Consider the following 25,087-nt stretch of genomic DNA (forward strand, 5'->3'; position numbering starts at 1 on the left):
TGGGAGACGATGACATCCTCGCCTGAGGCCGGGCCCGAGGCCGCGACCGTTCCTGCGTCTGCAGGGGTGGGTGACGGGTCCGAGGTGGGTGCCCGGGTCGCCGCGCTGGAGTCCGCTGTCGGCGCCGCGACCGGCCGCCTCGACGACCGGGTTCTCGCGCCCGCCCGCACGGTCACCGACCGTGCCGCGGCGCGGCTGCGGCTCTCCGCCGACCACACGGTCGTCGCGATCGCCGGCGCGACCGGGTCGGGGAAGTCCTCCACCTTCAACGCCCTCACCGGCCTGGAGCTCTCCGCCGTCGGCGTCCGTCGGCCGACGACGTCGTGGGCGACCGCCTGCGTGTGGGGCTCCGACGGGGCCCACGAGCTCCTGGAGTGGCTCGGCATCCCGGCCCGCCACCAGACCACCCGCGACTCGATGCTCGACACCCGCCGCGAGGACAACGCCCTCGATGGCGTGGTCCTCCTCGACCTCCCCGACCACGACTCCACCGAGGTCTCCCACCACCTCGAGGTCGACCGGCTCGTCGCGCTGGCCGACATGATGGTCTGGGTCCTGGACCCGCAGAAGTACGCCGACGCGGCGATCCACCACCGCTACCTGGAGCCGCTGCGCACCCACGGCGAGGTCATGGTGGTCGTCCTCAACCACATCGACACGGTGCCGCCGGAGCGCCGCCAGGCGATGGTCGACGACGTGCGCCGCCTGCTCGAGGCCGACGGCCTCCCCGACGTGCCGGTCGTCGCGGTCAGCGCCCGGGAGGGCATCGGCCTCGACGACCTGCGGGCGCTGATCCGGCGCCGGGTCGAGGAGAAGCGGATGTCGCGCGCCCGGCTCCAGGCCGACGTGCGCGCCGCGGCGGAGCGGGTCGAGGAGGTCAGCGGTACGGCCGCGCCGCGCAGCCTCTCCGACGAGCGGGTCCAGCGCCTCGAGGACGGTCTCGCGGAGGCGGCGGGCGTGCCCGCCGTCGCCGAGGCGGTCGAGCGCTCGACGCGCAGCAGGGCTCGCCGGGCCACCGGCTGGCCGCCCGTGGCCTGGGTCTCCGCGCTGCGCCCCGACCCCCTCGCGAAGCTGGGCCTGGACCTCGGCGACGAGGCCGCCACCCTCGGCGGCCGCTCCGGCCGTGGGCCGGAGGCCGCCTCCGTCCAGCGGTCCCGGGTCGACAGCGAGGTCCGCTCGCTGCTCGACGACGTCACCGACGGGCTGGCCGAGCCCTGGGCGGTGGCGGTGCGCCGCGAGCCGGTCGCCGCGCTCGGCACCCTCGGCGACCGCCTCGACGAGTCGCTGCGCGCCACCGACCTGGGCGCCTCCCGGCTGCCCGGCTGGGTGCAGCTCGTGCGGGTGCTGCAGTGGCTGCTCCTGCTCGCCGCCGTCGGCGGCGGCGTGTGGGCGCTGCTGGACGCGACCGGCACGGTCGAGGACGCCCCGGAGGTCGCGGGCATCTCCGTGCCGCTGCTGCTCCTGGGCGGCGGTGTCCTCCTCGGTCTGGTGCTGTGGCTGGTCTCGGCCGGGCTGGTGCGCGGGGCCGCGCGCCGTCAGGCCGAGCGGGCCGAGGTGCGCCTGCGGGAGTCGATCGCGGCGGTGAGCTCCGAGCTGGTCGTCACGCCGGTGCGCACCGAGCTGGCCGCCTACGAGACCTGCCACCGGGGCCTGGCCACCGCGCTGCGCTGAGCCGGTTCCCGGGTGGGCCCGGGCCGGCCACCGCACACAGGCACGCCCCGGGCCGGGGCGGTCCACAGCCGGGCACCGGGTCCGGACGCCCGGTCGGCGACGTCGCCGAGTCTCGAGGCATCCACTGCATCGAGACAGGAGACGCACCCATGTCCGACACCCTCGTCACTCTCCAGGGCTGGCTCGGCGGCGACGTGACCCTGAGGCAGGCGGCCGGCGTGCCGGTCGCCAGCTTCCGGGTCGCCTGCACGCCCCGGCGCTACCAGCGCAGCACCGACACCTGGGGTGACGGACCGACGCAGTGGTACACCGTCAACGTCTGGCGCGGGCTGGCCGAGAACGCCGCGCGCTCGCTGCGGCGCGGCGACCCGGTGGTGCTGCACGGCCGGCTCAACCTCAGCGTCTGGGTCAACGCCCAGGGGGAGGAGGTCACGACGTTCGAGGTCGACGCCGTCCACGTGGGCCACGACCTGAGCCGCGGCACCAGCGCGTTCACCCGCACCCCCCGACCGACGCGGGAGGCCGCGGACGCCGCCGCCGACGGCGCGGGGCCGTCGGGGCAGTCGGCGTCCGCGGCCCCCGGGGCCGCCGCCTGACCTCAGCGGCGCGACGGCGTCCAGCTGGTCCAGGCCGGGTCGGCGGCGATGGCGGCCACCTGGCTCGGCCGCAGCGCCGGCGGTCCTGCCGAGGCCGGCGGACCCCACTTGCGCTCGGTCGAGTTGGCGACGGCGACATAGATCTGGCCGTCACCGACCCGTCGGCGAGCCTCGTGGTAGGTCACGCCCCGGTCGGTGAACGAGACCGACCGGGTGTCGGGTCCGTCGTTCTCGCACCGGGGCGGGCCCGCCAGCTCCTGGAAGTCCCACCCGGACAGGTCGCAGCCGAGGTCCTGCGCGAGCTGGGCGGCCCGCGCGTCCGGGTCGTCCGGAAGCTGGACGAGCATCACCTCGATGCTGCCGAGGACTCCGTCGGCGTCGGCGAGGGTGGCGCTCAGCGTGCCCTGGAGCCTCGTGGGCTCTCCGGGGGCGGCGTCGGTGGCGCGCCGCTCGTACGACGCGATCGTGACGCCCTCGGGCAGTCGGGCCCGCAGGCGCGACAGCATCGGGCCGACCGGCATGTCCCACCATCCCGGCCGGGCGGCGAACGGTGTCGCCTCCGGCTCCGGCACGACCAGGGCCCCGCCGGGCGTGGGGGTGGCCGTCGCGCTCGCATCGGGGGTCGGCTCGGCGTTGCCGTCGGGGGAGGGGCTGACCGAGACGTCGGTGGACGTGGCCGGGACCCCCCGGCTGGGCGTGTCGTCCCCGCTCCCGGCCAGGGGAAGGGCGACCACGGCCACGGTGGTGGCTGCCAGGACGGCGGCCTCGATCCTGCGGCGTCGACGCAGCCGACGTCCGGCGGTCACGGCGTGGTCGTGGAGGCCTGCCACGTCGGGGGAGACTCCGCGCATGGTGCGGTCGAAGAGGTCGTGCAGGTCCTGCTCGGGGCTGGTTCCGGGGTTGGTCTCGGGGCTGGTCTCGGGACTGGTCATCGGGTCCTCCGCTGAGCGATCTCGGGGGTGGTGACGGGGGCCGGGCGCGGCTCGAGCACGCCCCGCAACGACCGGAGCGCGCGCAGGCTGCGGTTCTTCACCGCCGCCTCGGTGATGCCCAGGGCGTCGGCCGTCTGGGCGACCGTGCGGTCCTCCCAGTGGCGCAGCACGACCACTGCCCGGTCGACGGGGGCCAGCGTGGCCAGGGCGGCCATCAGCGCGAGCCGCTCGGCGACGTCGGGGTCCCGGGCGGCGACGTCGGGGGTCTCGGCGACGGGCACCTCGGTGCTGCTGCGCCGGCGCCGCTCGGAGAGGAACGCCTTGATCAGCACCCCGTGGGCGTAGGCGACCGGGTCCTCGGCGCCGCGGACCCGCCACCAGGCGGCGTACACCTTGGCGAGCGCCGTCTGGACGAGGTCCTCGGCCGCGTCGGGCGAGGTGGTGAGGAGCAGCGCGTTGCGGTAGAGCTGCGGCGAGCGCGCCACCACGAACTCCGAGAACTGCGCATCCCTGGGGGAGATGGGTCGCACCGGTCCTCCTTCGGTGTCGGGAGGCCGGGTGGCCTCTCCTTTCCCAGACGCCGCGACCCCGCGATAGGTCTCAGGGGTTTCGGCAACTAGGCTCGGGGACCATGGCGGAATATGTCTTCACCTTGCGCAATGTCCGTAAGGCCCACGGTGACAAGGTCGTCCTCGACAACGTCACCCTCTCGTTCCTGCACGGCGCCAAGATCGGCGTCGTCGGCCCCAACGGCGCCGGCAAGTCGTCGCTGCTGAAGATCATGGCCGGGCTCGACCAGCCCAACAACGGCGACGCCATCAAGGACCCCGGGGCCACGGTCGGCATGCTCCAGCAGGAGCCCCCGCTCACCGAGGGCAAGACCGTCCTGGAGAACGTCGAGGAGGCGGTCGGCGAGATCAAGGGCAAGCTCGACCGCTACAACGCGATCTCGGAGGAGATGGCGAACCCCGACGCGGACTTCGACACCCTGCTCGCCGAGATGGGCGACCTCCAGACCGACCTGGACCACGCCAACGCCTGGGACCTCGACTCCCGGCTGGACCAGGCCATGGACGCGCTGCGCTGCCCGCCGCCGGACGCGATCGTCGACAACCTCTCCGGCGGTGAGCGCCGTCGGGTCGCGCTGTGCAAGCTGCTGCTCCAGCAGCCCGACCTGCTGCTGCTCGACGAGCCCACCAACCACCTCGACGCCGAGTCGGTGCAGTGGCTCGAGGGGCACCTGAAGTCCTACCCGGGCGCCGTCCTGGCGATCACCCACGACCGGTACTTCCTCGACAACGTGGCCGAGTGGATCGCGGAGGTCGACCGCGGCCAGATCCACGGCTACGAGGGCAACTACTCGACCTACCTCGAGACCAAGAAGGACCGGCTCAAGATCGAGGGGCAGAAGGACGCCAAGCGCGCCAAGATGCTCGAGAAGGAGCTGGAGTGGGTCCGCTCCAACGCCAAGGCTCGCCAGACCAAGAGCAAGTCGCGCCTGGCCCGCTACGAGGAGCTGGCCGCCGAGGCCGACCGCGCCCGGAAGATCGACACCTCCGAGATCAACATCCCGGCCGGACCGCGCCTGGGTGACGTGGTGCTGGAGGCCAAGGGCCTGACCAAGGGCTTCGAGGATCGCACCCTGATCGAGGACCTGTCGTTCTCGCTGCCCCGCGCCGGCATCGTCGGCGTCATCGGCCCCAACGGCGTCGGCAAGACCACGCTGTTCCGGATGATCACCGGCAGCGAGCAGCCCGACGCGGGCGAGCTCAACGTCGGGCAGACCGTGAAGCTGTCCTACGTCGACCAGAGCCGCGGCGGCATCGACCCGAACAAGAACGTCTGGGAGGTCGTCTCCGACGGCCTGGACTTCATCAAGGTCGCCAACTTCGAGATGAACTCGCGCGCCTACGTCGCGTCGTTCGGCTTCAAGGGCCCCGACCAGCAGAAGAAGGCCGGCGTCCTCTCCGGCGGTGAGCGCAACCGGCTCAACCTGGCGCTCACCCTGAAGATGGGCGGCAACCTGCTGCTGCTCGACGAGCCCACCAACGACCTGGACGTCGAGACGCTCTCCTCGCTCGAGGACGCCCTGCTCGACTTCCCGGGCTGTGCCGTCGTGACCTCCCACGACCGCTGGTTCCTGGACCGGATCGCCACCCACATCCTGGCCTGGGAGGGCACCGACGAGAACCCGGCCAGCTGGTTCTGGTTCGAGGGCAACTTCGCGGCCTACGAGGAGAACAAGGTCGAGCGCCTCGGTGTCGACGCCGCCCGCCCGCACCGGGTGACGCACCGACGCCTGACCCGCGACTGAGCAGGTCCTGATCCGCGGAAGGGCGTCCGCGGCCGGCTCAGGCGTCGATCACGACGTGGGCAGGCCGCGGATGTCCACTTCCGGGTGCGCCGAGACGAGGTCGTCGGCGACCGCGTTCATCACCCTGCCCATGGCGGCGAAGTCGGCCTCGCTGACCAGGTCGACGAGGTGCTCGCGCACCCCGGTGACGTGGACCGGCGCGGCCCGCACGAGCAGCTCGCGGCCCCGCTCGGTCAGGTTGGCGAGGATGCCGCGGCCGTCGTCCGGCGAGGTCGAGCGGCGCACCAGACCGGCCTTCTCCATCCGGGCGACCGTGTGGGTGACCCGGCTGCGGCTGTGCGCCAGCGCGTCGGCCAGCCGGGCCATCCGCATCTGGCCGTCGGCCTCCGAGAGGCGGACCAGGATCTCGTACTCGGCCAGCGAGAGGTTGAACCGCTGGCGCAACTCGTCGTCGAGTCGCGACCACAGCAGCGTGGTGGCGACCAGCAGCGCCCGCCAGGAGCGCTGCTGGTCCGGGTCGAGCCATCGCACGTCCGAGTCGGTCACGGCGGCAGTCTAGGCTGCCGCCCGGCCCGGGGGCCGCTCAGACGCGCTCGAGGATCAGCGCCATGCCCTGTCCGCCGCCGACGCACATCGTGATCAGGCCCGTGGTCTTGTCGTGCCACTCCAGCGAGTTCAGCATCGTGTTCTGCAGGCGCGCGCCGGACATCCCGAAGGGGTGGCCGACCGCGATCGCGCCGCCGTTGACGTTGAGCCGGTCGAGGTCGATGCCGAGCTCCTGGTAGGACGGGACGACCTGGGCGGCGAACGCCTCGTTGATCTCGACCAGGTCGATGTCGCCGATGCTCATGCCGGCCGACGCCAGCGCCCGCTGGGTCGCCTCGACAGGGCCCAGGCCCATGATCTCGGGGGAGAGGCCGGACACGCCGGTCGCGACGATCCGGGCCAGGGGCGTGATGCCGAGCTCGGCGGCGCGGGTGTCGGACATGATGACCACCGCCGCGGCGCCGTCGTTGAGGGCGCAGCAGTTGCCGGCCGTGACGACGCCGTCGGGGCGGAAGACGGGCTTGAGCTGCGCCAGGCTGTCGTAGGTGACCCCGGCCCGCGGGCCGTCGTCCTGGGAGACGATCACGCCGTCGGGGGTCGTGACCGGCGTGATCTCCCGGGCCCAGAAGCCGTCGGCGATGGCCTTCTCGGCCAGGTTCTGGGAGCGCACGGCGAACTCGTCGAGCTCCTTGCGGTCCAGGCCGCGCAACTGGGCGACGTTCTCGGCGGTCTGGCCCATCGCGATGTAGATGTCCGGCAGCGCGCCGCTCTGGCGCGGGTCGTCCCACTGCTGGCCGCCCTCGGCTGCCCGGACGGTACGGGTCTGCGCGTCCTCGAAGAGCGGGTTCTTGGTGTCGGGCAGGTGGTCGGAGGTGCCCTTGGCGAAGCGGGAGACGGTCTCGACGCCGGAGGAGATGAAGACGTCGCCCTCGCCGGCCTTGATCGCGTGGAAGGCCATCCGGGTGGTCTGCACCGACGAGGAGCAGTAGCGGGTGATCGTGGCGCCGGGGACCCCGTCCAGGCCGAGCATCACGTTGACCACGCGACCCATGTTGTTGCCGGACTCGCCGCCGGGCAGGCCGCAGCCGAGGTAGTGGTCGTCGATCGTGGTCGGGTCCAGCTCGGGCACCTTGTCCAGGGCCGCCTGGATGACGAGCGCCGAGAGGTCGTCGGGACGGAAGTCCGTGAGCGAGCCCTTGTTCGCACGCCCGATGGGGCTGCGGGTGGCGGAAACGATGACTGCCTCGGGCATGAGGACTCTCCTGCGTCTCGGGGGTGCTGGACTGCTCACCCTAGACTCCGGCAGGTCGTCTGCGAACGTCTGCGAACGTCTCCGGGCGCGGTGCCGGGCGGGCCTGTGCAGTGCGCCCACTGGTGCGCCCACTGCGCCGGGCCCCGGCCGGCTCTGGCAGCATCGCCCGGGTGCGTCACCTCTACGAGTGCCCGATGCGGTGGGCCGACCTGGACCTGCTCGGGCACGTCAACAACGTCGTCTACGTCGACTATCTCCAGGAGGCGCGGGTCGACCTGCTGCGCGCCGCGGTCCGTCCGGTGCGCCTGGGCGAGCTGGCCGAGGGAGTCGTCGTGGTCCGCCACGAGGTCTCCTACGTCGCGCCGCTGACGTTCTCGTTCCGCGCCGTGAAGATCGAGTGCTGGGTCACCGAGATCCGGACCGGCTCGTTCACGCTCGCCTACGAGGTCTTTCAGGACGACCCCGAGGCCGCCGAGGGACGCCGCGTCCACCTGCGCGCGACCACGGTGCTCGCGCCGTACGTCTTCGGCGGTGAGCACCCGCGCCGGCTGACGGCGGAGGAGAAGGAGGCCCTGGCGCCGTACCTGGAGGCACCGCTGGAGCGGACCCCGGCGATCGGCCCGGTCCCGCACGGCGAGGCCGGCCACTACCCGGTCCAGGTCCGGTTCTCCGACGTGGACGTCTACGGCCATGTCAACAACGTGAAGTACTTCGAGTATCTCCAGGAGGCCCGGATCTGGCTGATGGAGAAGCTGCGCCGCGCGGCGCCGCACCCGCTCCCGGACCTCTCCATCGTCGTCGCGCAGACCGACGTGGACTACCGGCTGCCGATCCTGTTCCGGCGCGAGCCGTACGACGTCTGGTCGGCCGTCACCCGGGTCGGCAACCGGTCGATGACCATCGAGTCGGAGATCTGCGACGCGACGACCGTGCTGGCCCGGGCCCGGGTCGTCATCGTCTTCTTCGACCTGAAGACCCAGCGCTCGACCGCCCCGCCGGAGGGCTACCGCGAGCTGCTCGCCGGGCTCGCGGCGGCCGAGCCCCGACCCGGCGGCTGAGCCTCACTCCAGGGTGTTGACCATGAACTGAGCGGCGTGGGTGACGTAGTCCCAGAACTGCGCCTCCTGCTCCGGGGTCAGGTCGGCGGCGTCCAGGCCGGTGCGGAAGTGGGTCAGCCAGTGCTCGGCCGCCTCGGGGGTGACCTGGAACGGCGCGTGCCGCATCCGCAGCCGCGGGTGACCACGACGCTCGGAGTAGGTCGACGGTCCGCCCCAGTACTGCACCAGGAAGTCGCGGAACCGCTCCTCGGCGGGCCCGAGATCGTCCTCGGGGTACATCGGGCGCAGCACCTCGTCGGTGGCGACGCCCTCGTAGAACTTCGCCACGATCAGCCGGATCGTGTCGTAGCCGCCGATGTCGTCGTAGAAGGTGCTCACCTGCCCATTCTCGCAACGCCCCCAACCGGAGCGCACAGCGGCGTGCAAGACTCGCGACGTACCGGCACCGCACCCCATCTCACGAGGAGTGATCCGCAGATGCCCACCACTCGCCAGGCGACCACGAACTGGGAAGGCACCCTCTTCGAGGGCTCCGGAAAGGTCACCCTCGAGTCCTCCGGGATCGGCACGTACGACGTGTCGTGGCCCTCGCGCGCGGAGGAGGCCAACGGCAAGACCAGCCCCGAGGAGCTGATCGCCGCCGCGCACTCGTCCTGCTTCTCGATGGCGCTGTCCAACGGACTGGCCAAGAACGACACCCCGGCCACCTCGCTGCGCACCACCGCCGAGGTCGAGCTCACCCCCGGCACCGGCATCACCGGCATCAAGCTGACAGTCGTCGGCACGGTCGAGGGGCTCGACGAGGCGAAGTTCGTCGAGCTGGCCGAGGCCGCCAAGGCCGGCTGCCCGGTGAGCCAGGCGCTCTCCGGCACGACGATCACGCTGGACGCCTCGCTCGGCTGAGACGCACCACGCGCAGCAGGGCCCGGACCGATCGGTCCGGGCCCTGCTGTCTGTGGGCTGTCTGTGGGTTGTCTGTCGGCTGGCTGCGGGCTGCCTGCGGGCTGGCTGCCGGGGGCGCTCAGCTCGCGGGGGAGTCCTCGGCGGCGGCGCGCTGGTGGTCGGCCTGCTCCTGGCGGTGCCACACGACCCGCTGGGCGAAGGGGATCTCGATGCCCTCGTGGTCGAAGCGGGCCTTGATCCGCTGGCGCAGCTCGCGACCCACCGCCCACTGCTCCAGCGGCAGCGTCTTGACCAGGACCCGCAGGTGCACCGCGTCCGCGGCCAGCATCTCCACCCCGGTGACCTCCGGCTCCTCGATGATCAGGTGCCGGAAGTCGTCGTCGCGCCACAGGTCCACCGCGATGTCGTGCAGGACCCGCTGCACCCGGGCGAGGTCCTCGCCGTACCCGACGCTGACGTCGATGACCGCCCGCGACCAGTTCTGGCTCATGTTGCCGACCCGCATGATCTCGCCGTTGGGGACGTACCAGACAGTGCCGTTGAGGTCGCGCAGCCGGGTCACCCGCAGCGTCACCGCCTCGATCGTGCCGCTGGCCTCGCCGACGTCGACGACGTCGCCCACGCCGTACTGGTCCTCGAAGATCATGAAGATGCCGGAGAGGTAGTCCTTGACCAGCGACTGGGCGCCGAAGCCCAGGGCCAGGCCGATGATGCCGGCGCTGGCGATGATCGGGGCGATGTTCACGCCGAGCTCGCTGAGGACCATCGTGCCGAACATCGCGACCAGGACGCCGGTGATGATGCTCTTGAGCAGGTCGCCCATCGTCTTGGCCCGCTGCACGCGCCGGGTGGCGGCCGCGCCGGCGAGGCCCACCTCGCTCATCGTCGCCTCGGCGCGCGTGCGGCGCATCGCGAACCGGCTGACCCCCTGGGGGAACATCCCGTCCTCGGCGCGGGCGACCAGGCGGTCCACGAGCTTGTGCAGGACCCAGCGGATCACCATGGCCAGCAGCACCAGCCCGGCGATCGAGAGCGGGGTGCCGATCAGCACGTCGGCGACCTCGGCGACCGTGTCGTTGCCGGTCAGCTCCAGGGCCGCCCGGCACACCTGCTCGCCGTCATCGCAGGGGGCTGTCGTCTCCAGGGCACGCATGGGCCCCAGTATTCAGATCGAGCCGGGCAATGCGAACCGGGCGCACCGCTCCGCGCGGGCGCTGTGATGCGTCAGACCCCGGAGCCGGCCGGATCGACGGGGCGATATCCTGCGGTGGTGACCACGCAGCCCGCGCAGCCCGCGCCCGCCCGCCGTACCTTCCGCGCCCGCCGGACCGCGCTGGTCCTGGCCACGACCGCCGCGCTGGTGACCCTGCCGGGCCGTGCCGGCGCCGACGTGCCTGAGGGCTGGTCGGACCCCGAAGCGATCAACGGCGTCGAGATGTTCATGATCATCGCCGGGATCCCCGTGGTGCTCGGCATCCTGATCACGCTCGCGGTGGCGCTGCCCGGGCTGCTGCGCGGCGAGGGCCTCACCTCCGGCCCGGCCGCCGTGGACGGCCAGTGGCTCGGCGGTCCGAGCAAGAAGACCGACGAGCTCGCCGGCCCCGACGGCGAGGCGTCGCAGGCGGGCGGAGCAAGTGCCCGCTGGTGAGCTGAACGCAGCACACCGCTTCGAGCTCGACCTGGCGATCCGCCAGGCCGAGCAGCTCTCGAGGTTCGAGTTCTCGGTCTTCCTCGGCAGCGCCGAGGGCGACCCGCGGACCTTCGCGACCCGGCTGCACAACACGCTGGTCGCGCCCGCGCGCAGCGTCCTGATCCTCGTCGACCCGCTGCGCCGGGTCCTGGAGATCGTCACCGGCGGCGACGTGCGCCGCCGGCTCACCGACCGCGAGGTCGCTCTGGTCGCCGTACAGATGCGCTCGGCGTTCGCCGCCGCGGACCTGGTCGGGGGACTGCGCCGGGGCATCTCGATGCTCGGCGAGCACGCCACGGCACCGCCGACCCTGCACGCCGGCTAGCTAGCCGCTCTGGAGCCGGCTGGAGCCCTGCCTCGGCCTCGTGCTGACGGAGAAGGCCCGGGGCGGGCCCGCCGCGACCTGCGCGGCGGACCCGCCCCGGACCCGTTCCTCGGCCCGGCTCAGGCGCGGGCGTCGCGCTCCTGGGCGGCCAGGGCCCGGGCCACGTCGGCCCGCCCCTCGCGCACGAACCGGGTAGCACCGCGGGAGGCGGTGCTGGACGCCAGCCACTCGTCAAGGCGCTCGAGGACGGCGGCGGAGCCCAGCGGCTTGGGGAAGCCGTACTCCAGGACCACCGAGCCCTTGTGGAACCCGAGGGAGTCCAGCGCGGTGTCGGCCGCCTCCAGGTACTTCTCCAGGTACGGCGCGAGCACGTCCTCCTGGCCGAAGCGGAAGATCGAGAACACGATCGTCCGGGAGGTCTCGTTGGGCGTGGCCGGGTCCATGATCGCGGCCCAGGCCTGCGCCTTCGCCTCGGCGGTGGGCTGCGCCGCCCGGGCGCCCGCGGCCTTCTCGCGGCCGGCGATGGTGTGGTCGCGCTCCAGCTCCGCGTCGATCTCGGCGTCCCCGGCCCGGCCGGCGGCGGCCAGCGCGGTCAGCAGCGACCAGCGCAGGTCCTGGTCGACCGCGAGGCCCTCGACGGCGAAGGTCCCGTCGAGCAGCCCCTGGACGTCGGCGAGCGCCCCGTCGCTGTGTGCCGCGGCGGCGTAGGACCGGGTGAAGGTGAGCTGGTGGTCGCTGCCCGGCTCGGCGGCGAGCATCAGCTCGCGCAGCCCGGCCTCCCACTCGGCCTGGAGCCCGGCGCGGTGCTCCGGGGCGGAGTAGAACTCCACGGCGGTCGCGGCGTACGACGGGATCCGGGTGACGCCCCAGGCGTCGGTCTCGGCCCCGACGTTGGCCAGCACCAGGCGTACGAACTCGCTGGCCGGCATCTCGGCGTCGCGGGTCATGTCCCAGGCGGCGCCCCAGACCAGGGCGCGGGGGAGCGACTCGTCGAGCTTCGAGAGCCCGTTGGTGACGGTCGCCAGGGACCGCTCGTCGAGCCGGATCTTGGCGTAGGCGTGGTCCTCGTCGTTGAGCAGCAGCAGGTCCGGCTGGCGGACCCCGACCAGCTCGGGGATCTCGGTCCGCTCGCCGGCGACGTCGACCTCGAGGTAGTCGCGGCGCACCAGGCGGCCCTCGACCTCGTCGTAGAGGCCGATGCCGAGGCGGTGCCGGCGCAGCGTGGGCTGCTCGGGCGCGGCGCTCTGGAGGACGGCGAAGGAGGAGTAGCCGCCCTCGGCGTCGAGCTCGAAGGCCGGGCGCAGCGTGTTGACGCCGGCGGTCTGCAGCCACTCCTGGGCCCAGCCCTGGAGCTCGCGGCCCGAGGACTTCTCCAGGGCGGCCAGCAGGTCGCTGAACTCGGAGTTCCCGAAGGCGAAGTCCTTGAAGTACTGGCGCAGGCCGCCGACGAACGGCTCCAGGCCGACCCACGCGACGAGCTGCTTGAGCACCGAGGCGCCCTTGGCGTAGGTGATCATGTCGAAGTTGACCTCGACCGCGTGCAGGTCGACGTTGTCGGCCGCGATCGGGTGGGTGCTGGGCAGCTGGTCGGCGCGGTAGCCGGTCTGCTTGCGGGCGTTCGCGAACCCGGTCCACGCGTCGGTGAACTCGGTGGCCTCGGCCTCGCACCAGTAGCAGGCCCACTCGGCGAACGACTCGTTGAGCCAGAGGTCGTCCCACCACTTCATGGTCACCAGGTCGCCGAACCACATGTGCGCCATCTCGTGGGTGATCACCGAGCAGCGGAACTCGTAGAACGAGCGCGGCTGGCGGCTGCGGGGGAGGTACTCGTCGCGCAGCGTCACGCAGCCGGCGTTCTCCATCGCGCCCATGTTGTACTCCGGCACGTAGAGCTGGTCGTACTTGTGGAACGGGTAGGGGTAGTCGAACTGCTCCTCGAAGAACGCGAAGCTCTGCTTCGTGATCTTCACCAGCTCCTCGGTGTCCATGTGCTCGACCAGGGACTGGCGGCAGTAGTGGCCCAGCGGGATCGTGCCGAACTTGCCCTCGTAGCTGTCGAGGACCTCGTGGTACTCGCCGGCGACGACCGCGGTGATGTAGGTCGACATCCGCTCGGTCTCGGGGAAGTGCCACACGGCCGTGCCGTCGCCGGCCGGCTCGGGCTGCGGGGTCGGCGCGTTCGAGACGACCTTCCAGTGCTCCGGGGCGGTGACGGTGAACGTGAACGGGGCCTTGAGGTCCGGCTGCTCGAAGGTCGTGAAGACCCGGCGGGCGTCGGGCACCTCGAACTGGGAGTAGAGGTAGACCCGGTCGTCGACCGGGTCGACGAACCGGTGCAGCCCCTCGCCGGTGTGGGAGTAGGTGCAGTCGGCGCGCACGACCAGCTCGTTCTCCGCCTGCAGGCCGCTCAGGGCGATCCGGCTGTCGGCGTACGCCGTGGCGGGGTCGAGTGGCGAGCCGTTGAGGGTGATCTCGTGGACCGTCGCGTCGACGAGGTCGGCGAAGGTCTCCGCCCCCGGCTCCGTGCAGGTGAAGCGGATCGTGGTGGTCGAGCCGAAGGTCTGCTCGCCGGTGGTGAGGTCGAGGTCGACGGCGTACGACGTGACGTCGAGGAGCGCGGCGCGGGTGGCGGCCTCGTCCCGAGTGAGGTTGGTTCCAGGCATGGAGCGCATCCTGCCATTCGGACACGAACGGGCGCGCGGCGCCGGGCTTCTCAGGCGGGAAGAGCGCCGACAAAACGAATTACAGCAAAGTAATTATCCCCTCGGCGTGTCGCCTTGACAATCCTGTCACTACAGTTCACGTGTGCATCAGCAGTCACAGGGGTCCCAGAGGCCGCGCCGGACCGTCGCGTGGCTGTGCTGGCTCGCGCTCCTCTCCGGCCTGCTGGTGGCGCCGGCGCCACCAGCGAGCGCCGCCTCGACCTACCACTGCAGCGGGTACTCGGGCTGCAAGGCGGCGGGCTACAAGCACTTCGGCTACGGCAACGCGAAGAACAACAAGACCATGTGGTGGCGGATGTACGCCGGCCACAACTGCACCAACTACGTGGCCTACCGGATGGTCAAGGCCGGCATGTCCACCGCCCGGCCCTGGTCGGGCAGCGGCAACGCGTCCAACTGGGGCGTGGCGATGAAGAAGATCACCGACACCAAGCCGTCCGTCGGCGCGGTCGCCTGGTGGAAGGCCAACGTGCCCGGGGCGGGCTCCAGCGGGCACGTCGCGGTCGTCGAGAAGGTCATCTCTCCGACCAAGATCGTCATCTCCGAGGACAGCTGGGGCGGCACCTTCCACTGGCGCACGATCACCAAGGGCACCGGCTGGCCCAGCGGCTTCGTCCACTTCACCGACAAGACCGTCCAGAACCTCGCGCCGCCGACGCTCGGCTCGGTGCCGCAGATCGGGGTCCCGGTCACCGCCGTCCCCGGCACCTGGACCGCCGGCACCGCGCTGAGCTACCAGTGGCTGCTCGACGGCGCCGCCATCGCCGGCGCCACGGGTGCGACGTACACGCCGACGACGGCGCAGCTCGGCAAGGGCCTCGCGGTGCGGGTCACCGGCAGCCGCTCCGGGCACTCCTCGGCCACCGTCACCTCGGCGGCCGCGGCGATCGGCCCCGGCGCGCTGGTGCCCCAGGGCGTGCCGGCCGTCGAGGGCCAGGGGTACCTGGGCCAGGCGCTCGTGGCCTCCTTCGTCGGCTGGGTCCCGGCCGAGTCCAAGCGCGCCGTCCAGTGGTACGCCGACGGCGTGGCCGTCCCCGGGGCCAACGGGCGCCGTCTGGTGCTCGGCGAGGGCCTGCTCGGCAAGACGGTCACGGTCCAGGTGACCGGCACGGCGCCGGGCTACGGCCCGAGCGCCGTCGAGTCGGCGCCGATCGGCCCGGTGTACGCCGGTGACGTGGAGGTGGTCGCCCCGCCGGCACTGTCCGGTGAGACCCGGCCCGGCGCGACCCTGAGGGTGACGCCGCCGGCCGCCCAGCCGGCGGACAGCCAGGCCACCTACACCTGGCTGCGCGACGGGGCGCCGATCGCCGGCGCGGCCGGCCCGGCGTACCGCCTCGGTCCGAACGACCTCGGTCGGCGGCTGGCGGTGCGCGTCGACGTGCAGCGGCCGGGCTACCGGGCGCACGTCGAGACGCTCGCCGCGCCGGCGAAGGTGACGACGAGCTCGCGCACGGTGGTACGCCGTGCGGTCCCCGGCCGGGGCAAGGTCAAGCTCGTGATCCGGGTCCGGGTGCCCGGCCAGGCGGCGCCGCGGGGCAAGGTCGCGGTGCTGACCAACGGGCGGACCGTGCGGCGCCGGGTCGTGGGCGGCAAGCTGACACTCGTCGTTGCGGGTCTGCGGCCCGGTCAGCGCAAGGCCGTGGTCACCTACGCCGGCAACTCGGTCGTCACCTCCTCGCGTGCCACCGTGACCTTCCAGGTGCGCAAGCGCTAGTCAGGTCCGGGTTGCGGAGCTCCTGACGGAATCGAGCCGGGGCGCCGGCTGTTGGAGGTGGACATGACCACCACCAACGCTGACTTCTGGTTCGATCCCGCCTGCCCGTTCGCCTGGATCACCTCGCGGTGGATCCTCGAGGTGGAGCAGGTCCGCGACATCTCCGTGACCTGGCACCTGATGAGCCTGGCCTACCTCAACGAGGGCAAGGACATCCCGGACGAGTACCGCGCCTTCCTCGCGACCGCGTGGCAGCCGGTGCGGGTCGTGATGGCCGCCGAGCAGCAGCACGGCAAGCAGGCGCTGCTGCCGCTCTACACCGCGCTGGGCACCCGGCGCCACGTGCAGGGCGAGGAGCTCGACCGGGCCATGATCGAGGCGGCCCTGACCGACGCCGGGCTGCCGACCGCGCTCGCCGACGCGATGGACGACCCGTCCTACGACGACGCGATCCGCAAGTCCCACCACCTCGGCATGGACCAGGTCGGGGACGACGTCGGGACGCCGACGATCGCGATCGAGGGCACTGCCTTCTTCGGGCCGGTGCTGTCCTCGATCCCGCGCGGCGAGGAGGCCGGCAAGGTCTGGGACGGGGCCGTCGCGCTCGCGTCCTACCCGTACTTCTTCGAGCTCAAGCGCTCGCGCACGGCCGAGCTCGACTTCAGCTGACGCTGCGGCGACCCCGTCCGGGCGGCGGACCGGGGGTTCGACGGATGTGACGGGTGTGACGCATGATGTTGAGTCATGCAGAACTCGGGCATTCCTCTCCTCGGCACACTCGTGCTGGTCCTCGGCACCCTGGCCGCCGCTCCCGGCGCCGGGGCCGCCGGGGCCGGCGCGGCGCCCGCCGGGACGATCCGACTCGCGCAGGCCGACGGCGGCGTGCGCTCGGCGAGCGTCCCGCTCGACGGCCTGCGCACCGGCGTGCTGCGCTCCACCCGGTTCTCGATGGTGGGGCTCACCTGGCGCGGCGAGGAGCCGCGGGCCGAGCTGCGCACCCGGGCCGTGGCCGGGCGCTGGGGCGCCTGGCGCACCGTGCAGCCGATGCACGACGAGGCCGAGGCGGACGAGCGCCGCTCCGCCGTCCGCGGCAGCGACCTGATGTGGACCGGGCCGTCCGACCGGGTGCAGGTCCGGCCCGCGTCGGCCCGCAGCGGCAAGCCCAGGAGGGTGCGGCTGGTGCTCATCGATCCGGGGCGGCGCGCCGCCGACCAGCGGCCGCCGGCGACCCCGGCCGCGCCGAACGCGTCGGTCGTCGCGGCCTCCGGTGCCCGCGTGGCAGCGCGCACGAAGGCGACAGCGGCTCCGCGCCCCACCCTGCACGGGCGCAAGGCATGGAGCGCCAACGAGGGCTGGCGGCACGGGAGCCCGACGTACAACACCGGCCTGAGCCAGGTCCACGTCCACCACAGCGCGACCGGCAACGGCTACGCGAAGGCGGACGTGCCCGGCATCGTGCGCGGGATGTACAGCTACCACACCAAGAGCCTGGGCTGGTCCGACCTCGGCTACAACTTCCTCGTCGACCGCTTCGGGCGCGCCTGGGTCGGGCGCGCGGGCGGCGCGGCCAGGCCGGTGCGCGGGGCGCACACGCTCGGCTTCAACCACAACTCGGTCGGGATCGCGATGATCGGGAACTACGCCTCGGCGGCGCCCACCAAGAAGTCCCTGCGAGCCGTCGCCAACATCGCGGCCTGGAAGCTCGACAAGCACGGCCGTCCCCGGGCCACCGGGAAGGTCGGGGTCCGCTCCACCGGCAGCGACCGGTTCGCCGCCGGGGTCAAGGTGCGCCTGCCCGTGGTCGACGGGCACCGGGACAGCAACGAGACCGCGTGCCCCGGCGAGCTGCTCTACCAGCGGCTCCCGTGGATCCGGCGGGTGGCGCAGAAGCGGATGACCCGCTTCAGCTGAGCCGGGCGGCCAGCGGGGCGGCGCTCAGGACCCGGAGGTCCCCGCCACCGCCGCGGTGGTGGTCGCGGCCGTGATCGCCGCCGTCGAGGCGCTCAGGGCGTCGCGCACCGCCTTCGCGGCCCAGGCGCCCTCGGAGATGGTCTTCGCCCGCTTGCGGACCTCGCGGGCCGACCGGTTGCCGCGGTCCACCACCTTGTGCGCCCGGTCGGTGGCCGCCAGCAGGGCGACCAGCGCCCCCGTCCGGGGGTCGGGCTCGGCGTCCAGCACCAGCACGTCGGTGAGGGCGCGGCGTACCTCGTCCTCGTGGCGGGAGTCGACAGCTGGCCAGCGGGTGCGCGGGAACAGCCCGAGCACCCGGTCCTTGCGGTGCTCGAGGATGCCGCGCTCGACGAGCCGGGCCGCGAGCCGCTCCCGGGTCCCGCGGCCGAGCTTCCCGACCAGGTCCTGCGCGGTGCGCTCCTTCTCCGCGACCGTGGCGAGGGCCTCGACCAGCAGCGGGTCCTCGACCCGCGCGCCCGGCACCGGGCGGACCTTCGCGGTCTTCCAGACGCTGGTCCGCTCCGGGACCTCCACCGCGCCGGCGACCGCGAGCTCGATGAGGATGGCGCCGCCGAGGACCGTCGGGATCGGGACGACGGTGTTGGTCGCCCCGCTGTCGTCGTCGAGGAAGAGGAGCAGCAGGTCCTCCGCGATGAGCGTGGTCATGGAGGGACCGTAGCGCTCCCGGCCGCGGCCGGGCGGCAGGTGCCTCCTAGGATTCGCTCATGAGCACTGTGCTGTCCGCCGTCGCCTGGCCGTACGCCAACGGCCCCCGCCACATCGGCCACGTCGCCGGTTTCGGCGTCCCCTCCGACGTGTTCAGCCGCTACATGCGGATGGCCGGCCACGACGTGCTGATGGTCTCGGGCTCCGACGAGCACGGCACCCCGATCCTGATCGCCGCCGACGAGGCCGGGGTCTCGCCCCAGGAGCTCGCCGACCGCAACCACCGCGTGATCGCCGAGGACCTCGCCTCGCTCGGGCTCTCCTACGACCTCTACACCCGCACCACCACCCGCAACCACCATGCAGTGGTGCAGGAGCTCTTCCTCGGGGTCTACGAGAACGGCTACTTCGTCGAGCAGACGACGTACGGCGCGATCTCGCCCTCGACCGGCCGCACGCTGCCGGACCGCTACATCGAGGGCACCTGCCCGATCTGCGGCGCGGAGGGCGCCCGCGGCGACCAGTGCGACACCTGCGGCAACCAGCTCGACCCCGCGGACCTGATCAATCCGCGCTCGAAGATCAACGGCGAGACGCCGGAGTTCATCGAGACCCAGCACTTCTTCCTCGACCTGCCCGCCCTGGCCGAGGCCCTGACCGCCTGGCTCGACGAGCGCGCGGAGTCCGGCACCTGGCGGCCCAACGTGATCCGGTTCAGCCAGAACATCCTCAAGGAGATCCGCCCGCGGGCGATGACGCGCGACATCGACTGGGGCATCGCGGTGCCCCTCGACGGCTGGCGCGAGAACCCCACCAAGAAGCTCTACGTCTGGTTCGACGCGGTGATCGGCTACCTCTCCGCCTCGATCGAGTGGGCCCGCCGGACCGGCGACCCGGACGCCTGGCGCGCCTGGTGGAACGAGCCCGAGGCGCTGTCCTACTACTTCATGGGCAAGGACAACATCACCTTCCACAGCCAGATCTGGCCCGCCGAGCTGCTGGCCTACGACGGCCGCGGGTCCAAGGGCGGGACGCCCCGGCAGTACGGCGCGCTGAACCTGCCCACCGAGGTGGTGTCCTCGGAGTTCCTCACCATGGAGGGCCGCAAGTTCTCCTCCTCCAAGAAGGTCGTCATCTACGTCCGCGACCTGCTCAGCCGCTACCAGCCCGACGCGTTCCGCTACTTCGTGGCCGCCGCCGGGCCGGAGAACCAGGACTCCGACTTCACCTGGGCGGAGTTCGTGCGTCGTACCAACGACGAGCTGGTCGCCGGCTGGGGCAACCTGGTCAACCGCACCGCGAACCTGATCGCCAAGAACTTCGGCGAGCTGCCCGCGGCCGGTCCGCTGACGCCGGCCGACGAGGCAGTCCTGGCCGTCGCCGAGGACGCCTTCGGCACGGTCGGCGACCTGATCGCCAGGCACCGCCAGAAGCAGGCGATCGGCGAGGCCATGCGCGCCGTCGGCGAGGTGAACAAGTACGTCTCGGACTCCGAGCCGTGGAAGATCAAGGACGACCCCGAGCGGCTCGGCACGATCCTGCACGTCGTCGCCCAGTGCGTCGCCGACCTCAACCTGGTCCTCTCGCCGTTCCTGCCGTTCTCGGCCAACGAGGTCGACAAGGTCCTCGGGGGCAAGGGCGACGTCGCCCCGATGCCGCGCATCGAGGAGGTCGACGACCTCGACGGCGGCGCGCCGTACCCGATCATCACCGGCGACTACACCGACGTCCCCGCCTGGCAGCGCCGCCCGATCGTCCCCGGCACCCCCGTCACCAAGCCGACCCCGATCTTCACCAAGCTCGACCCGGTGATCGTCGAGGAGGAGCTCGCCCGGCTGGAGAGCTGACCCGGGCGCCCCGTCGGCGGTCGAGCCCCGCGGTGGTCGAGCTGTGAGGAGCGCTAGCGACGAGCGTGTCGAGACCAGCGTTCACCGGACGAGACGGCTGAGCGCCGCGGGGGTTGAGGGTCTTGGTCCTTCGGGCTCTCGCGCTGGCGGTTGCCTGGGCCTGACGGTCCCGCCCTCCGTTACCAAGATTCCTTCCACATTCCCCACTTTGACCTGGCGCTTCGAACACCTGTTCGATTAGGATGTGCTATGGCCATCGACCCGAACCCCGCCCCGCTGGGCGAGTGCGACAGCCCCGCCTCGGTGCTGGCCTTCGCCCGGTCCCAGCGAGCTGTGGCCGACCGTGCCGAGGTCGCCTTGCTCGAGGCTGCGGTGGCCTGGGCCTCGATGCACTCGACCGACTGCCTGGACGACGCGGCCTGCCTCCCGGGCGCGGAGGGTGAGGTCGCGATCGCGGGGCCGGGGGCTCCGTTGGTCACCGAGTTTGCGCCACTCGAGCTGGGCGCCGCGCTGGGGATGTCCTCGGACGCGGCCCGGGCGATGCTCGGCGAGGCGGTCGAGCTCGCGCACCGGCTCCCGCGCACCTGGGCCGCCGTGCGGGCCGGGACGGTGCCCGCCTGGCGGGGCCGCAAGATCGCGGCGAACACCCTGTCCCTGCCCGCCGAGGGTGCTGCGTACGTCGACACTCACGTCCACGCGGTGGCCGGCAAGATCGGCTACGCCGCCCTGGACCGGCTGATCGAGGAGGCCCGGGTCCGGTTCGACCCCGCAGGCGCCGAGGAGAAGCGTCGCGCTGCCGCCGACCGGCGGCACTTCGACCTGGACACCGGCCGGGTCTCGTTCGGAGGGACCGTGGTCGTGGACGGGGAGTTGGACCTCGCCGACGCCCTCGACCTCGAGGACGCTGTGGCCCGCGGGGCGCGGGTGCTCGGTGAGCTCGGCTGTGCGGAGTCCCTCGACGTCCGCCGGTCCCTGGCCGTGGGCGAGATGGCCCGCCGCCAGCTCGCCCTGGACCTCGACACCACCCCGACCCAGGTGGCCTCGCTGTCCAAGCGCTGCCGGCCCCGCCAGGTCGTGATCCACGTCCACCTCACCGAGGCGGCAATCGCCGGCACCGACGGCCTGCATCTGGCCCGGGTCGAGGAGACCCGCTCGTTCGTGTCCGCGGACCAGGTGAAGACCTGGTGCGCGAGCCCCGACGCCCAGGTGATCGTGAAGCCGGTGATCGATCTCGCCGACGTCGAGCACACCGACACCTACGAGGTCCCCGACCGGATCGCAGAACGGGTCGTCCTGAACAACCCGTGCTGCGTCTTCCCGTGGTGCGGCCGATCCGCCCGCCGCGCGGACACCGACCACGTCATCCGGCACCGGCACGAGCGCGAGGGACCACCGGGCGACGGGGAGACCACCGACCCCAACCTCGCACCCCTGTGCCGCACCCATCACCGGGCGAAGACCCACACGAGCTGGACCTACACCAAGCTCGACGAGACCACGTTCCTGTGGCGCACCCCGAACGGCATCCACCTGCGCCGCGACCACACCGGCACCACCATCGTCACCTGACCGGGGTCTCGACACGCTCGCTGCGCTCCTCACGGCTCGACCACCTGCCCCGGTGGTCGAGCCGCGAAGGCGCCCTGGCGCCTGGCCCTCCCGGTGATCGAGCCGCGAAGGCGCCCTGGCGTCTGGCCCTCCCGGTGGTCGAGCCGCGAAGGCGCCCTGGCGCCTGGCCCTCCCGGTGATCGAGCCGCGAAGGCGCCCTGGCGTCTGGCCCTCCCGGTGGTCGAGCCGCGAAGGCGCCCTGGCGCCTGAGGGTGTCGAGACCCGCTGCGTGCCGATCGTGGTTTCGACACGCTCGCTGCGCTCGCGGCTCGACCACCGGACGGTCGCTGCGCTCGTCACGGCTCGACAGCCGTCCCTCCGCCCGGTCTTGACCATTCCCACGCTTCAAGCACCGGGTGCGAAACGGCGCGGTGCTGTCAATAGGGTGCGGACATGACAGCCGCGATGTACCTGCCGACCTTCTACGTCCACCAGAAGTTCGCGATGACCACCAACCGCTACCGCCTCGTCGCGGCCAACCCCGACGGCAGCGAGGGGCAGCTGATGGGGTTCGCGGAGCAGAAGCGGCTCGCCTTCAAGGAGCAGGTCACCTTCTACGCCGACGAGACCAAGACCCGGCCGGTCTTCGGGTTCAAGGCGCGCGCGGTGATGGACCTCAACAGCGGCTACGACATCTTCGACGAGACCGGCAACCAGCTCGGGTTCTTCCGCAAGGACTTCGGCAAGAGCCTGCTGCGCAGCACCTTCCACATCGAGGGCCCCGGGTATGTCGGGTCCGGGCAGGAGCGCAGCCAGGCGGTCGCGATCATCCGCCGCTTCACCGACATCCCGTTCCTGCCCATCCACTTCGACTTCGCCGACGCCGCCGGCGGTCCGCTCCTCAGCGTGGAGCGCCAGGCGTCGGTCCGCGACCGCTACACCGTGCGGGTCCCGAACCCGGAGGTCGACTTCCGCGTCGCGGCCGCCGTCGCCGTCGGGCTCGACGCTCTGATGCAGCGCTGAGCGGGGGAGCGGTGCTCTTCCCGGAAGCCCAGCGGGCGGTGACCGAGGCGCGCGACGCGCAGTCGGTCACCGATCCGGCGTTCGACCACGTGGCCGAGCGGGCGCGGGACCGCGCCGCCGCGCTCGCCGCCCCACGCGAGGACGTCGCCGAGGTCCACGACGTCGACGCCGACGGCGTCGCGTGCCGCCTCTACCTGCCGGCCGAGCGCCGTCCAGGCGTGATCGTGCACCTGCACGGCGGCGGCTTCGTGCTCAACGACATCGAGGTCCACGACCCGGCCGCCCGCCGCCTCGCGAACCGCAGCGGCGTCGCTGTCCTCAGCGTCGACTACCGGCGTCCCCCGGAGCACCGGTTCCCGGCCGCGCCCGACGACGTCGACACCGTGCTCGGCTGGCTCGACCGCGAGAGCCCGGCCCGAGGCCTGGTCGGCCCGGCGTACGCCCACGGCGACAGTGCCGGCGCCAACCTCGCGCTGGTCGCGGCGCTGCGTCATCCCGGCCGGTTCGCCGCGGTCGCGCTCATCTACCCCTTCCTCGACCCCTCCCAGGCCTTCGACTCCTACGCCAGCGGGGCCGAGGGCTTCGCCGCCGGCGAGGCGGCCTGGTACTGGCAGCAGTACGCCGGCTCGCCGGCCGACCTCGAGGATCCCGACCTGGCGCCGCTGCGCTCGGACCGGCTCGGAACCCTGCCGCCGACCCTGGTCATCACCGCCGAGCACGACCCGCTGCGCGACGAGGGCGAGCACCTCGCGCGGCGGCTCGCGCAGGAGGGGGTCACGGTCACCGCGACCCGCTACCTCGGCCAGGTGCACGGCTTCTGGCGCCACCCCGGGGTGTTCCCGTCCGCCGACCCGCTGATGGTGCAGGTGACCGGCTTCCTGGGGCTGCACCGCTGAGCGCCCGCGCGGACCGGGCTGTCAGAATTGCCCCATGCGCGTGCACCTCGGATCCGACCATGCCGGCCTCGACCTCAAGGACCACCTGATGGGGTGGCTGGTCGACCACGGCTACGAGCCCATCGACCACGGCCCCTTCGTCCACGACCCGCTCGACGACTACCCCGTCTTCTGCCTGCGCGCGGCCGAGGCCGTCGCCGCCGAGCGCGCCGAGGGGCTCGACAGCCTCGGCGTCGTCATCGGCGGCTCGGGCAACGGCGAGCAGATCGCCGCCAACAAGGTGATCGGGGTCCGCTCCGCGCTGGTGTGGTCCGAGGAGACCGCCGTGCTGGCCCGCGAGCACAACGACGCCAACGTGGTCTCGGTCGGCGGCCGGATGCACTCGCTCGAGGACATGACCCGATTCGTCGAGGTCTTCTTGACCACGTCGTTCCCCGGCGACGAGCGGCACGTGCGCCGCATCGGGCAGCTCGCCGACTACGAGGTCACCCGCGAACTGCCGCCGCTCCCGGAGTCCGCGCTCGGCCACGGACAGGGCCAGGGCCAGGGACAGGGCCAGCCGGAGTCGAATGCCTGAGGGTCACACCCTGCACCGGCTGGCCGGTGCGGTGCGCGACGCCTTCGCCGGGCACGCCGTGCGGGTGGCCAGCCCGCAGGGCCGGTTCGCCGACTCCGCGGCGCTCCTCGACGGCCAGGTGCTCCAGGACGCCGAGGCGTGGGGCAAGCACCTGTTCGTGGAGTTCCCCGGTGACCGGTTCGTCCACGTCCACCTCGGCCTCTACGGCAAGTTCGACGTCCACGACGGCGTCGCGGAGGTCCCCGAACCGGTCGGCCAGGTCCGGCTCCGGCTGGTGCGGCCCCCGGCCGTCGGCCGGGACACCTGGGCGTACGCCGACCTCCGTGGCGCCACTGCCTGCGAGCTGTTCACCCGCGAGCAGCGCGACGCGGTCGTCGACCGGTCCGGCCCCGACCCGATCCGTCCCGACGCCGACCCCGACCGCGCCTGGGAGCGGATCCGGCGCAGCCGGGCCCCGATCGGCGGCCTGCTCATGGACCAGTCAGTGCTCGCCGGCGTCGGCAACGTCTACCGCGCCGAGGTCCTGTTCCGGCACCGCATCGACCCGATGCGGCCGGGCAACACCCTGCGCCGCGGCCAGTGGCAGGCGATCTGGGCGGACCTGGTCGAGCTGATGGCCGAGGGCGTGCGCACCGGCCGGATCGACACGGTGCGCCCCGAGCACACGCCGGAGGCGATGGGCCGGCCGCCGCGGCGCGACGACCACGGGGGAGAGGTCTACGTCTATCGCCGCCACGGCCAGGCCTGCCTGGTCTGCGGCAGCACCGTGCGCACCACGGAGCTCCAGGGCCGCAACCTGTTCTGGTGCGCGCGCTGCCAGCCCCGGTTCCGCTCCCGCGCCGTAGGATGAGCGGCC

The 25,087-nt window shown here is 72.6% G+C and carries 24 protein-coding genes; 16 read left to right on the top strand and 8 right to left on the bottom strand.

Translation table 11 applies throughout. From position 1 onward, the window contains the following. Positions 1 to 84: 84 nt before the first annotated feature. Together EBO35_RS06175 and EBO35_RS06180 are read left to right on the top strand one after the other, a co-directional pair. Complete coding sequence (locus EBO35_RS06175) at positions 85 to 1,671, top strand: GTPase (RefSeq protein ID WP_241153889.1); 1,587 nt, start codon at positions 85 to 87, stop codon at positions 1,669 to 1,671. Between the two features lie 149 nt (positions 1,672 to 1,820). Next, positions 1,821 to 2,267 carry a single-stranded DNA-binding protein gene (locus tag EBO35_RS06180; protein ID WP_122816946.1) on the top strand — a complete coding sequence of 149 codons (447 nt, stop codon included), beginning with the start codon at positions 1,821 to 1,823 and terminating at the stop codon, positions 2,265 to 2,267. Between the two features lie 2 nt (positions 2,268 to 2,269). On the opposite strand, the gene EBO35_RS06185 is transcribed toward EBO35_RS06180, so the two are convergent. Next, on the bottom strand, positions 2,270 to 3,199 hold the full coding sequence (locus tag EBO35_RS06185; protein WP_122816947.1) for a hypothetical protein: 930 nt from the start codon (positions 3,197 to 3,199) through the stop codon (positions 2,270 to 2,272). Beyond that, positions 3,196 to 3,729: a SigE family RNA polymerase sigma factor gene (locus EBO35_RS06190; protein WP_241153890.1), complete on the bottom strand. Its 534-nt coding sequence runs from the start codon at positions 3,727 to 3,729 to the stop codon at positions 3,196 to 3,198. The genes EBO35_RS06185 and EBO35_RS06190 overlap by 4 nt, the downstream gene beginning before the upstream one ends. Positions 3,730 to 3,830: 101 nt before the next feature. Between EBO35_RS06190 and ettA the strand changes: the two genes are divergently transcribed. Then, positions 3,831 to 5,513, top strand: coding sequence for an energy-dependent translational throttle protein EttA (gene ettA / locus EBO35_RS06195; RefSeq protein WP_122816948.1), 1,683 nt, complete (start codon positions 3,831 to 3,833; stop codon positions 5,511 to 5,513). A 48-nt stretch (positions 5,514 to 5,561) separates the two neighbouring features. Here ettA and EBO35_RS06200 read toward each other — a convergent pair whose 3' ends face one another. Together EBO35_RS06200 and EBO35_RS06205 are read right to left on the bottom strand one after the other, a co-directional pair. Beyond that, positions 5,562 to 6,059 (bottom strand): MarR family winged helix-turn-helix transcriptional regulator, encoded by a 498-nt coding sequence (locus tag EBO35_RS06200; RefSeq protein ID WP_122816949.1) that lies wholly within the window; start codon positions 6,057 to 6,059, stop codon positions 5,562 to 5,564. A 37-nt stretch (positions 6,060 to 6,096) separates the two neighbouring features. Then, positions 6,097 to 7,311: an acetyl-CoA C-acetyltransferase gene (locus EBO35_RS06205; RefSeq protein WP_122816950.1), complete on the bottom strand. Its 1,215-nt coding sequence runs from the start codon at positions 7,309 to 7,311 to the stop codon at positions 6,097 to 6,099. Positions 7,312 to 7,481: 170 nt separating this feature from the next. Here EBO35_RS06205 and EBO35_RS06210 point away from each other — a divergent pair, with 170 nt between their 5' ends. Then, positions 7,482 to 8,369 (top strand): acyl-CoA thioesterase, encoded by an 888-nt coding sequence (locus EBO35_RS06210; RefSeq protein ID WP_122816951.1) that lies wholly within the window; start codon positions 7,482 to 7,484, stop codon positions 8,367 to 8,369. A 3-nt stretch (positions 8,370 to 8,372) separates the two neighbouring features. Here the strand turns inward: EBO35_RS06210 and EBO35_RS06215 are convergent, their stop codons facing one another. Further along, a complete protein-coding gene (locus EBO35_RS06215) occupies positions 8,373 to 8,747 on the bottom strand; it encodes a globin (protein WP_241153891.1) in 375 nt (124 codons plus the stop codon). A gap of 99 nt (positions 8,748 to 8,846) precedes the next feature. Here EBO35_RS06215 and EBO35_RS06220 point away from each other — a divergent pair, with 99 nt between their 5' ends. Further along, positions 8,847 to 9,272, top strand: coding sequence for an OsmC family peroxiredoxin (locus tag EBO35_RS06220; protein WP_122816953.1), 426 nt, complete (start codon positions 8,847 to 8,849; stop codon positions 9,270 to 9,272). 118 nt (positions 9,273 to 9,390) lie between these two features. Here EBO35_RS06220 and EBO35_RS06225 read toward each other — a convergent pair whose 3' ends face one another. Beyond that, entirely contained in the window at positions 9,391 to 10,425 is a 1,035-nt protein-coding gene (locus EBO35_RS06225; RefSeq protein WP_122816954.1) for a mechanosensitive ion channel family protein, read from the bottom strand. Positions 10,426 to 10,542: 117 nt separating this feature from the next. Here EBO35_RS06225 and EBO35_RS06230 point away from each other — a divergent pair, with 117 nt between their 5' ends. Next, entirely contained in the window at positions 10,543 to 10,920 is a 378-nt protein-coding gene (locus tag EBO35_RS06230; RefSeq protein WP_127480234.1) for a hypothetical protein, read from the top strand. Then, on the top strand, positions 10,907 to 11,287 hold the full coding sequence (locus EBO35_RS06235) for a DUF5130 family protein (protein WP_122816956.1): 381 nt from the start codon (positions 10,907 to 10,909) through the stop codon (positions 11,285 to 11,287). The genes EBO35_RS06230 and EBO35_RS06235 overlap by 14 nt, the downstream gene beginning before the upstream one ends. 119 nt (positions 11,288 to 11,406) lie before the next feature. Here EBO35_RS06235 and pepN read toward each other — a convergent pair whose 3' ends face one another. Further along, positions 11,407 to 13,950, bottom strand: a complete 2,544-nt coding sequence (pepN, locus tag EBO35_RS06240; RefSeq protein WP_122816957.1) for an aminopeptidase N — start codon at positions 13,948 to 13,950, stop codon at positions 11,407 to 11,409. A 142-nt stretch (positions 13,951 to 14,092) separates the two neighbouring features. Between pepN and EBO35_RS06245 the strand changes: the two genes are divergently transcribed. The 3 genes from EBO35_RS06245 to EBO35_RS06255 all read left to right on the top strand — a co-directional run bounded on the left by EBO35_RS06245 (position 14,093) and on the right by EBO35_RS06255 (position 17,635). After that, positions 14,093 to 15,724 carry a CHAP domain-containing protein gene (locus EBO35_RS06245; RefSeq protein ID WP_122816958.1) on the top strand — a complete coding sequence of 544 codons (1,632 nt, stop codon included), beginning with the start codon at positions 14,093 to 14,095 and terminating at the stop codon, positions 15,722 to 15,724. 63 nt (positions 15,725 to 15,787) lie between these two features. Further along, a complete protein-coding gene (locus EBO35_RS06250) occupies positions 15,788 to 16,393 on the top strand; it encodes a mycothiol-dependent nitroreductase Rv2466c family protein (protein ID WP_122816959.1) in 606 nt (201 codons plus the stop codon). A gap of 75 nt (positions 16,394 to 16,468) precedes the next feature. Next, a complete protein-coding gene (locus tag EBO35_RS06255; protein ID WP_127480238.1) occupies positions 16,469 to 17,635 on the top strand; it encodes a peptidoglycan recognition protein family protein in 1,167 nt (388 codons plus the stop codon). Positions 17,636 to 17,659: 24 nt separating this feature from the next. Here EBO35_RS06255 and EBO35_RS06260 read toward each other — a convergent pair whose 3' ends face one another. Continuing rightward, complete coding sequence (locus EBO35_RS06260) at positions 17,660 to 18,340, bottom strand: GOLPH3/VPS74 family protein (RefSeq protein WP_122816961.1); 681 nt, start codon at positions 18,338 to 18,340, stop codon at positions 17,660 to 17,662. A gap of 59 nt (positions 18,341 to 18,399) precedes the next feature. Here EBO35_RS06260 and metG point away from each other — a divergent pair, with 59 nt between their 5' ends. From metG to EBO35_RS06290, 6 genes are all read left to right on the top strand, one after another. Next, positions 18,400 to 20,187, top strand: coding sequence for a methionine--tRNA ligase (gene metG, locus EBO35_RS06265; protein ID WP_122816962.1), 1,788 nt, complete (start codon positions 18,400 to 18,402; stop codon positions 20,185 to 20,187). A 249-nt stretch (positions 20,188 to 20,436) separates the two neighbouring features. Beyond that, positions 20,437 to 21,756: an HNH endonuclease gene (locus EBO35_RS06270; RefSeq protein ID WP_122816963.1), complete on the top strand. Its 1,320-nt coding sequence runs from the start codon at positions 20,437 to 20,439 to the stop codon at positions 21,754 to 21,756. A gap of 432 nt (positions 21,757 to 22,188) precedes the next feature. After that, on the top strand, positions 22,189 to 22,758 hold the full coding sequence (locus tag EBO35_RS06275) for an LURP-one-related/scramblase family protein (protein ID WP_122816964.1): 570 nt from the start codon (positions 22,189 to 22,191) through the stop codon (positions 22,756 to 22,758). Between the two features lie 11 nt (positions 22,759 to 22,769). Next, a complete protein-coding gene (locus EBO35_RS06280) occupies positions 22,770 to 23,654 on the top strand; it encodes an alpha/beta hydrolase (RefSeq protein ID WP_122816965.1) in 885 nt (294 codons plus the stop codon). Positions 23,655 to 23,688: 34 nt separating this feature from the next. After that, positions 23,689 to 24,231, top strand: coding sequence for a ribose-5-phosphate isomerase (locus tag EBO35_RS06285; RefSeq protein WP_122816966.1), 543 nt, complete (start codon positions 23,689 to 23,691; stop codon positions 24,229 to 24,231). After that, positions 24,224 to 25,081: an Fpg/Nei family DNA glycosylase gene (locus tag EBO35_RS06290; protein WP_122816967.1), complete on the top strand. Its 858-nt coding sequence runs from the start codon at positions 24,224 to 24,226 to the stop codon at positions 25,079 to 25,081. Before EBO35_RS06285 ends, EBO35_RS06290 begins: the two co-directional genes overlap by 8 nt. The last annotated feature ends 6 nt before the right edge of the window (positions 25,082 to 25,087 follow it).

Origin of the sequence: Nocardioides pantholopis (genome assembly GCF_003710085.1) — a bacterium.
GTDB lineage: Bacteria > Actinomycetota > Actinomycetes > Propionibacteriales > Nocardioidaceae > Nocardioides > Nocardioides pantholopis.

What these genes read in the sequence shown, in the direction of transcription:
- EBO35_RS06180 (WP_122816946.1), top strand. Translation starts at nt 1,821, where the DNA reads ATGTCCGACACCCTCGTCACTCTCCAGGGCTGGCTCGGCGGCGACGTG.
- EBO35_RS06185 (WP_122816947.1), bottom strand. Translation starts at nt 3,199, where the DNA reads ATGACCAGTCCCGAGACCAGCCCCGAGACCAACCCCGGAACCAGCCCC.
- ettA (WP_122816948.1), top strand. Translation starts at nt 3,831, where the DNA reads ATGGCGGAATATGTCTTCACCTTGCGCAATGTCCGTAAGGCCCACGGT.
- EBO35_RS06205 (WP_122816950.1), bottom strand. Translation starts at nt 7,311, where the DNA reads ATGCCCGAGGCAGTCATCGTTTCCGCCACCCGCAGCCCCATCGGGCGT.
- EBO35_RS06220 (WP_122816953.1), top strand. Translation starts at nt 8,847, where the DNA reads ATGCCCACCACTCGCCAGGCGACCACGAACTGGGAAGGCACCCTCTTC.
- EBO35_RS06225 (WP_122816954.1), bottom strand. Translation starts at nt 10,425, where the DNA reads ATGCGTGCCCTGGAGACGACAGCCCCCTGCGATGACGGCGAGCAGGTG.
- pepN (WP_122816957.1), bottom strand. Translation starts at nt 13,950, where the DNA reads ATGCCTGGAACCAACCTCACTCGGGACGAGGCCGCCACCCGCGCCGCG.
- EBO35_RS06250 (WP_122816959.1), top strand. Translation starts at nt 15,788, where the DNA reads ATGACCACCACCAACGCTGACTTCTGGTTCGATCCCGCCTGCCCGTTC.
- EBO35_RS06255 (WP_127480238.1), top strand. Translation starts at nt 16,469, where the DNA reads ATGCAGAACTCGGGCATTCCTCTCCTCGGCACACTCGTGCTGGTCCTC.
- EBO35_RS06260 (WP_122816961.1), bottom strand. Translation starts at nt 18,340, where the DNA reads ATGACCACGCTCATCGCGGAGGACCTGCTGCTCCTCTTCCTCGACGAC.
- metG (WP_122816962.1), top strand. Translation starts at nt 18,400, where the DNA reads ATGAGCACTGTGCTGTCCGCCGTCGCCTGGCCGTACGCCAACGGCCCC.
- EBO35_RS06270 (WP_122816963.1), top strand. Translation starts at nt 20,437, where the DNA reads ATGGCCATCGACCCGAACCCCGCCCCGCTGGGCGAGTGCGACAGCCCC.
- EBO35_RS06275 (WP_122816964.1), top strand. Translation starts at nt 22,189, where the DNA reads ATGACAGCCGCGATGTACCTGCCGACCTTCTACGTCCACCAGAAGTTC.
- EBO35_RS06285 (WP_122816966.1), top strand. Translation starts at nt 23,689, where the DNA reads ATGCGCGTGCACCTCGGATCCGACCATGCCGGCCTCGACCTCAAGGAC.
- EBO35_RS06290 (WP_122816967.1), top strand. Translation starts at nt 24,224, where the DNA reads ATGCCTGAGGGTCACACCCTGCACCGGCTGGCCGGTGCGGTGCGCGAC.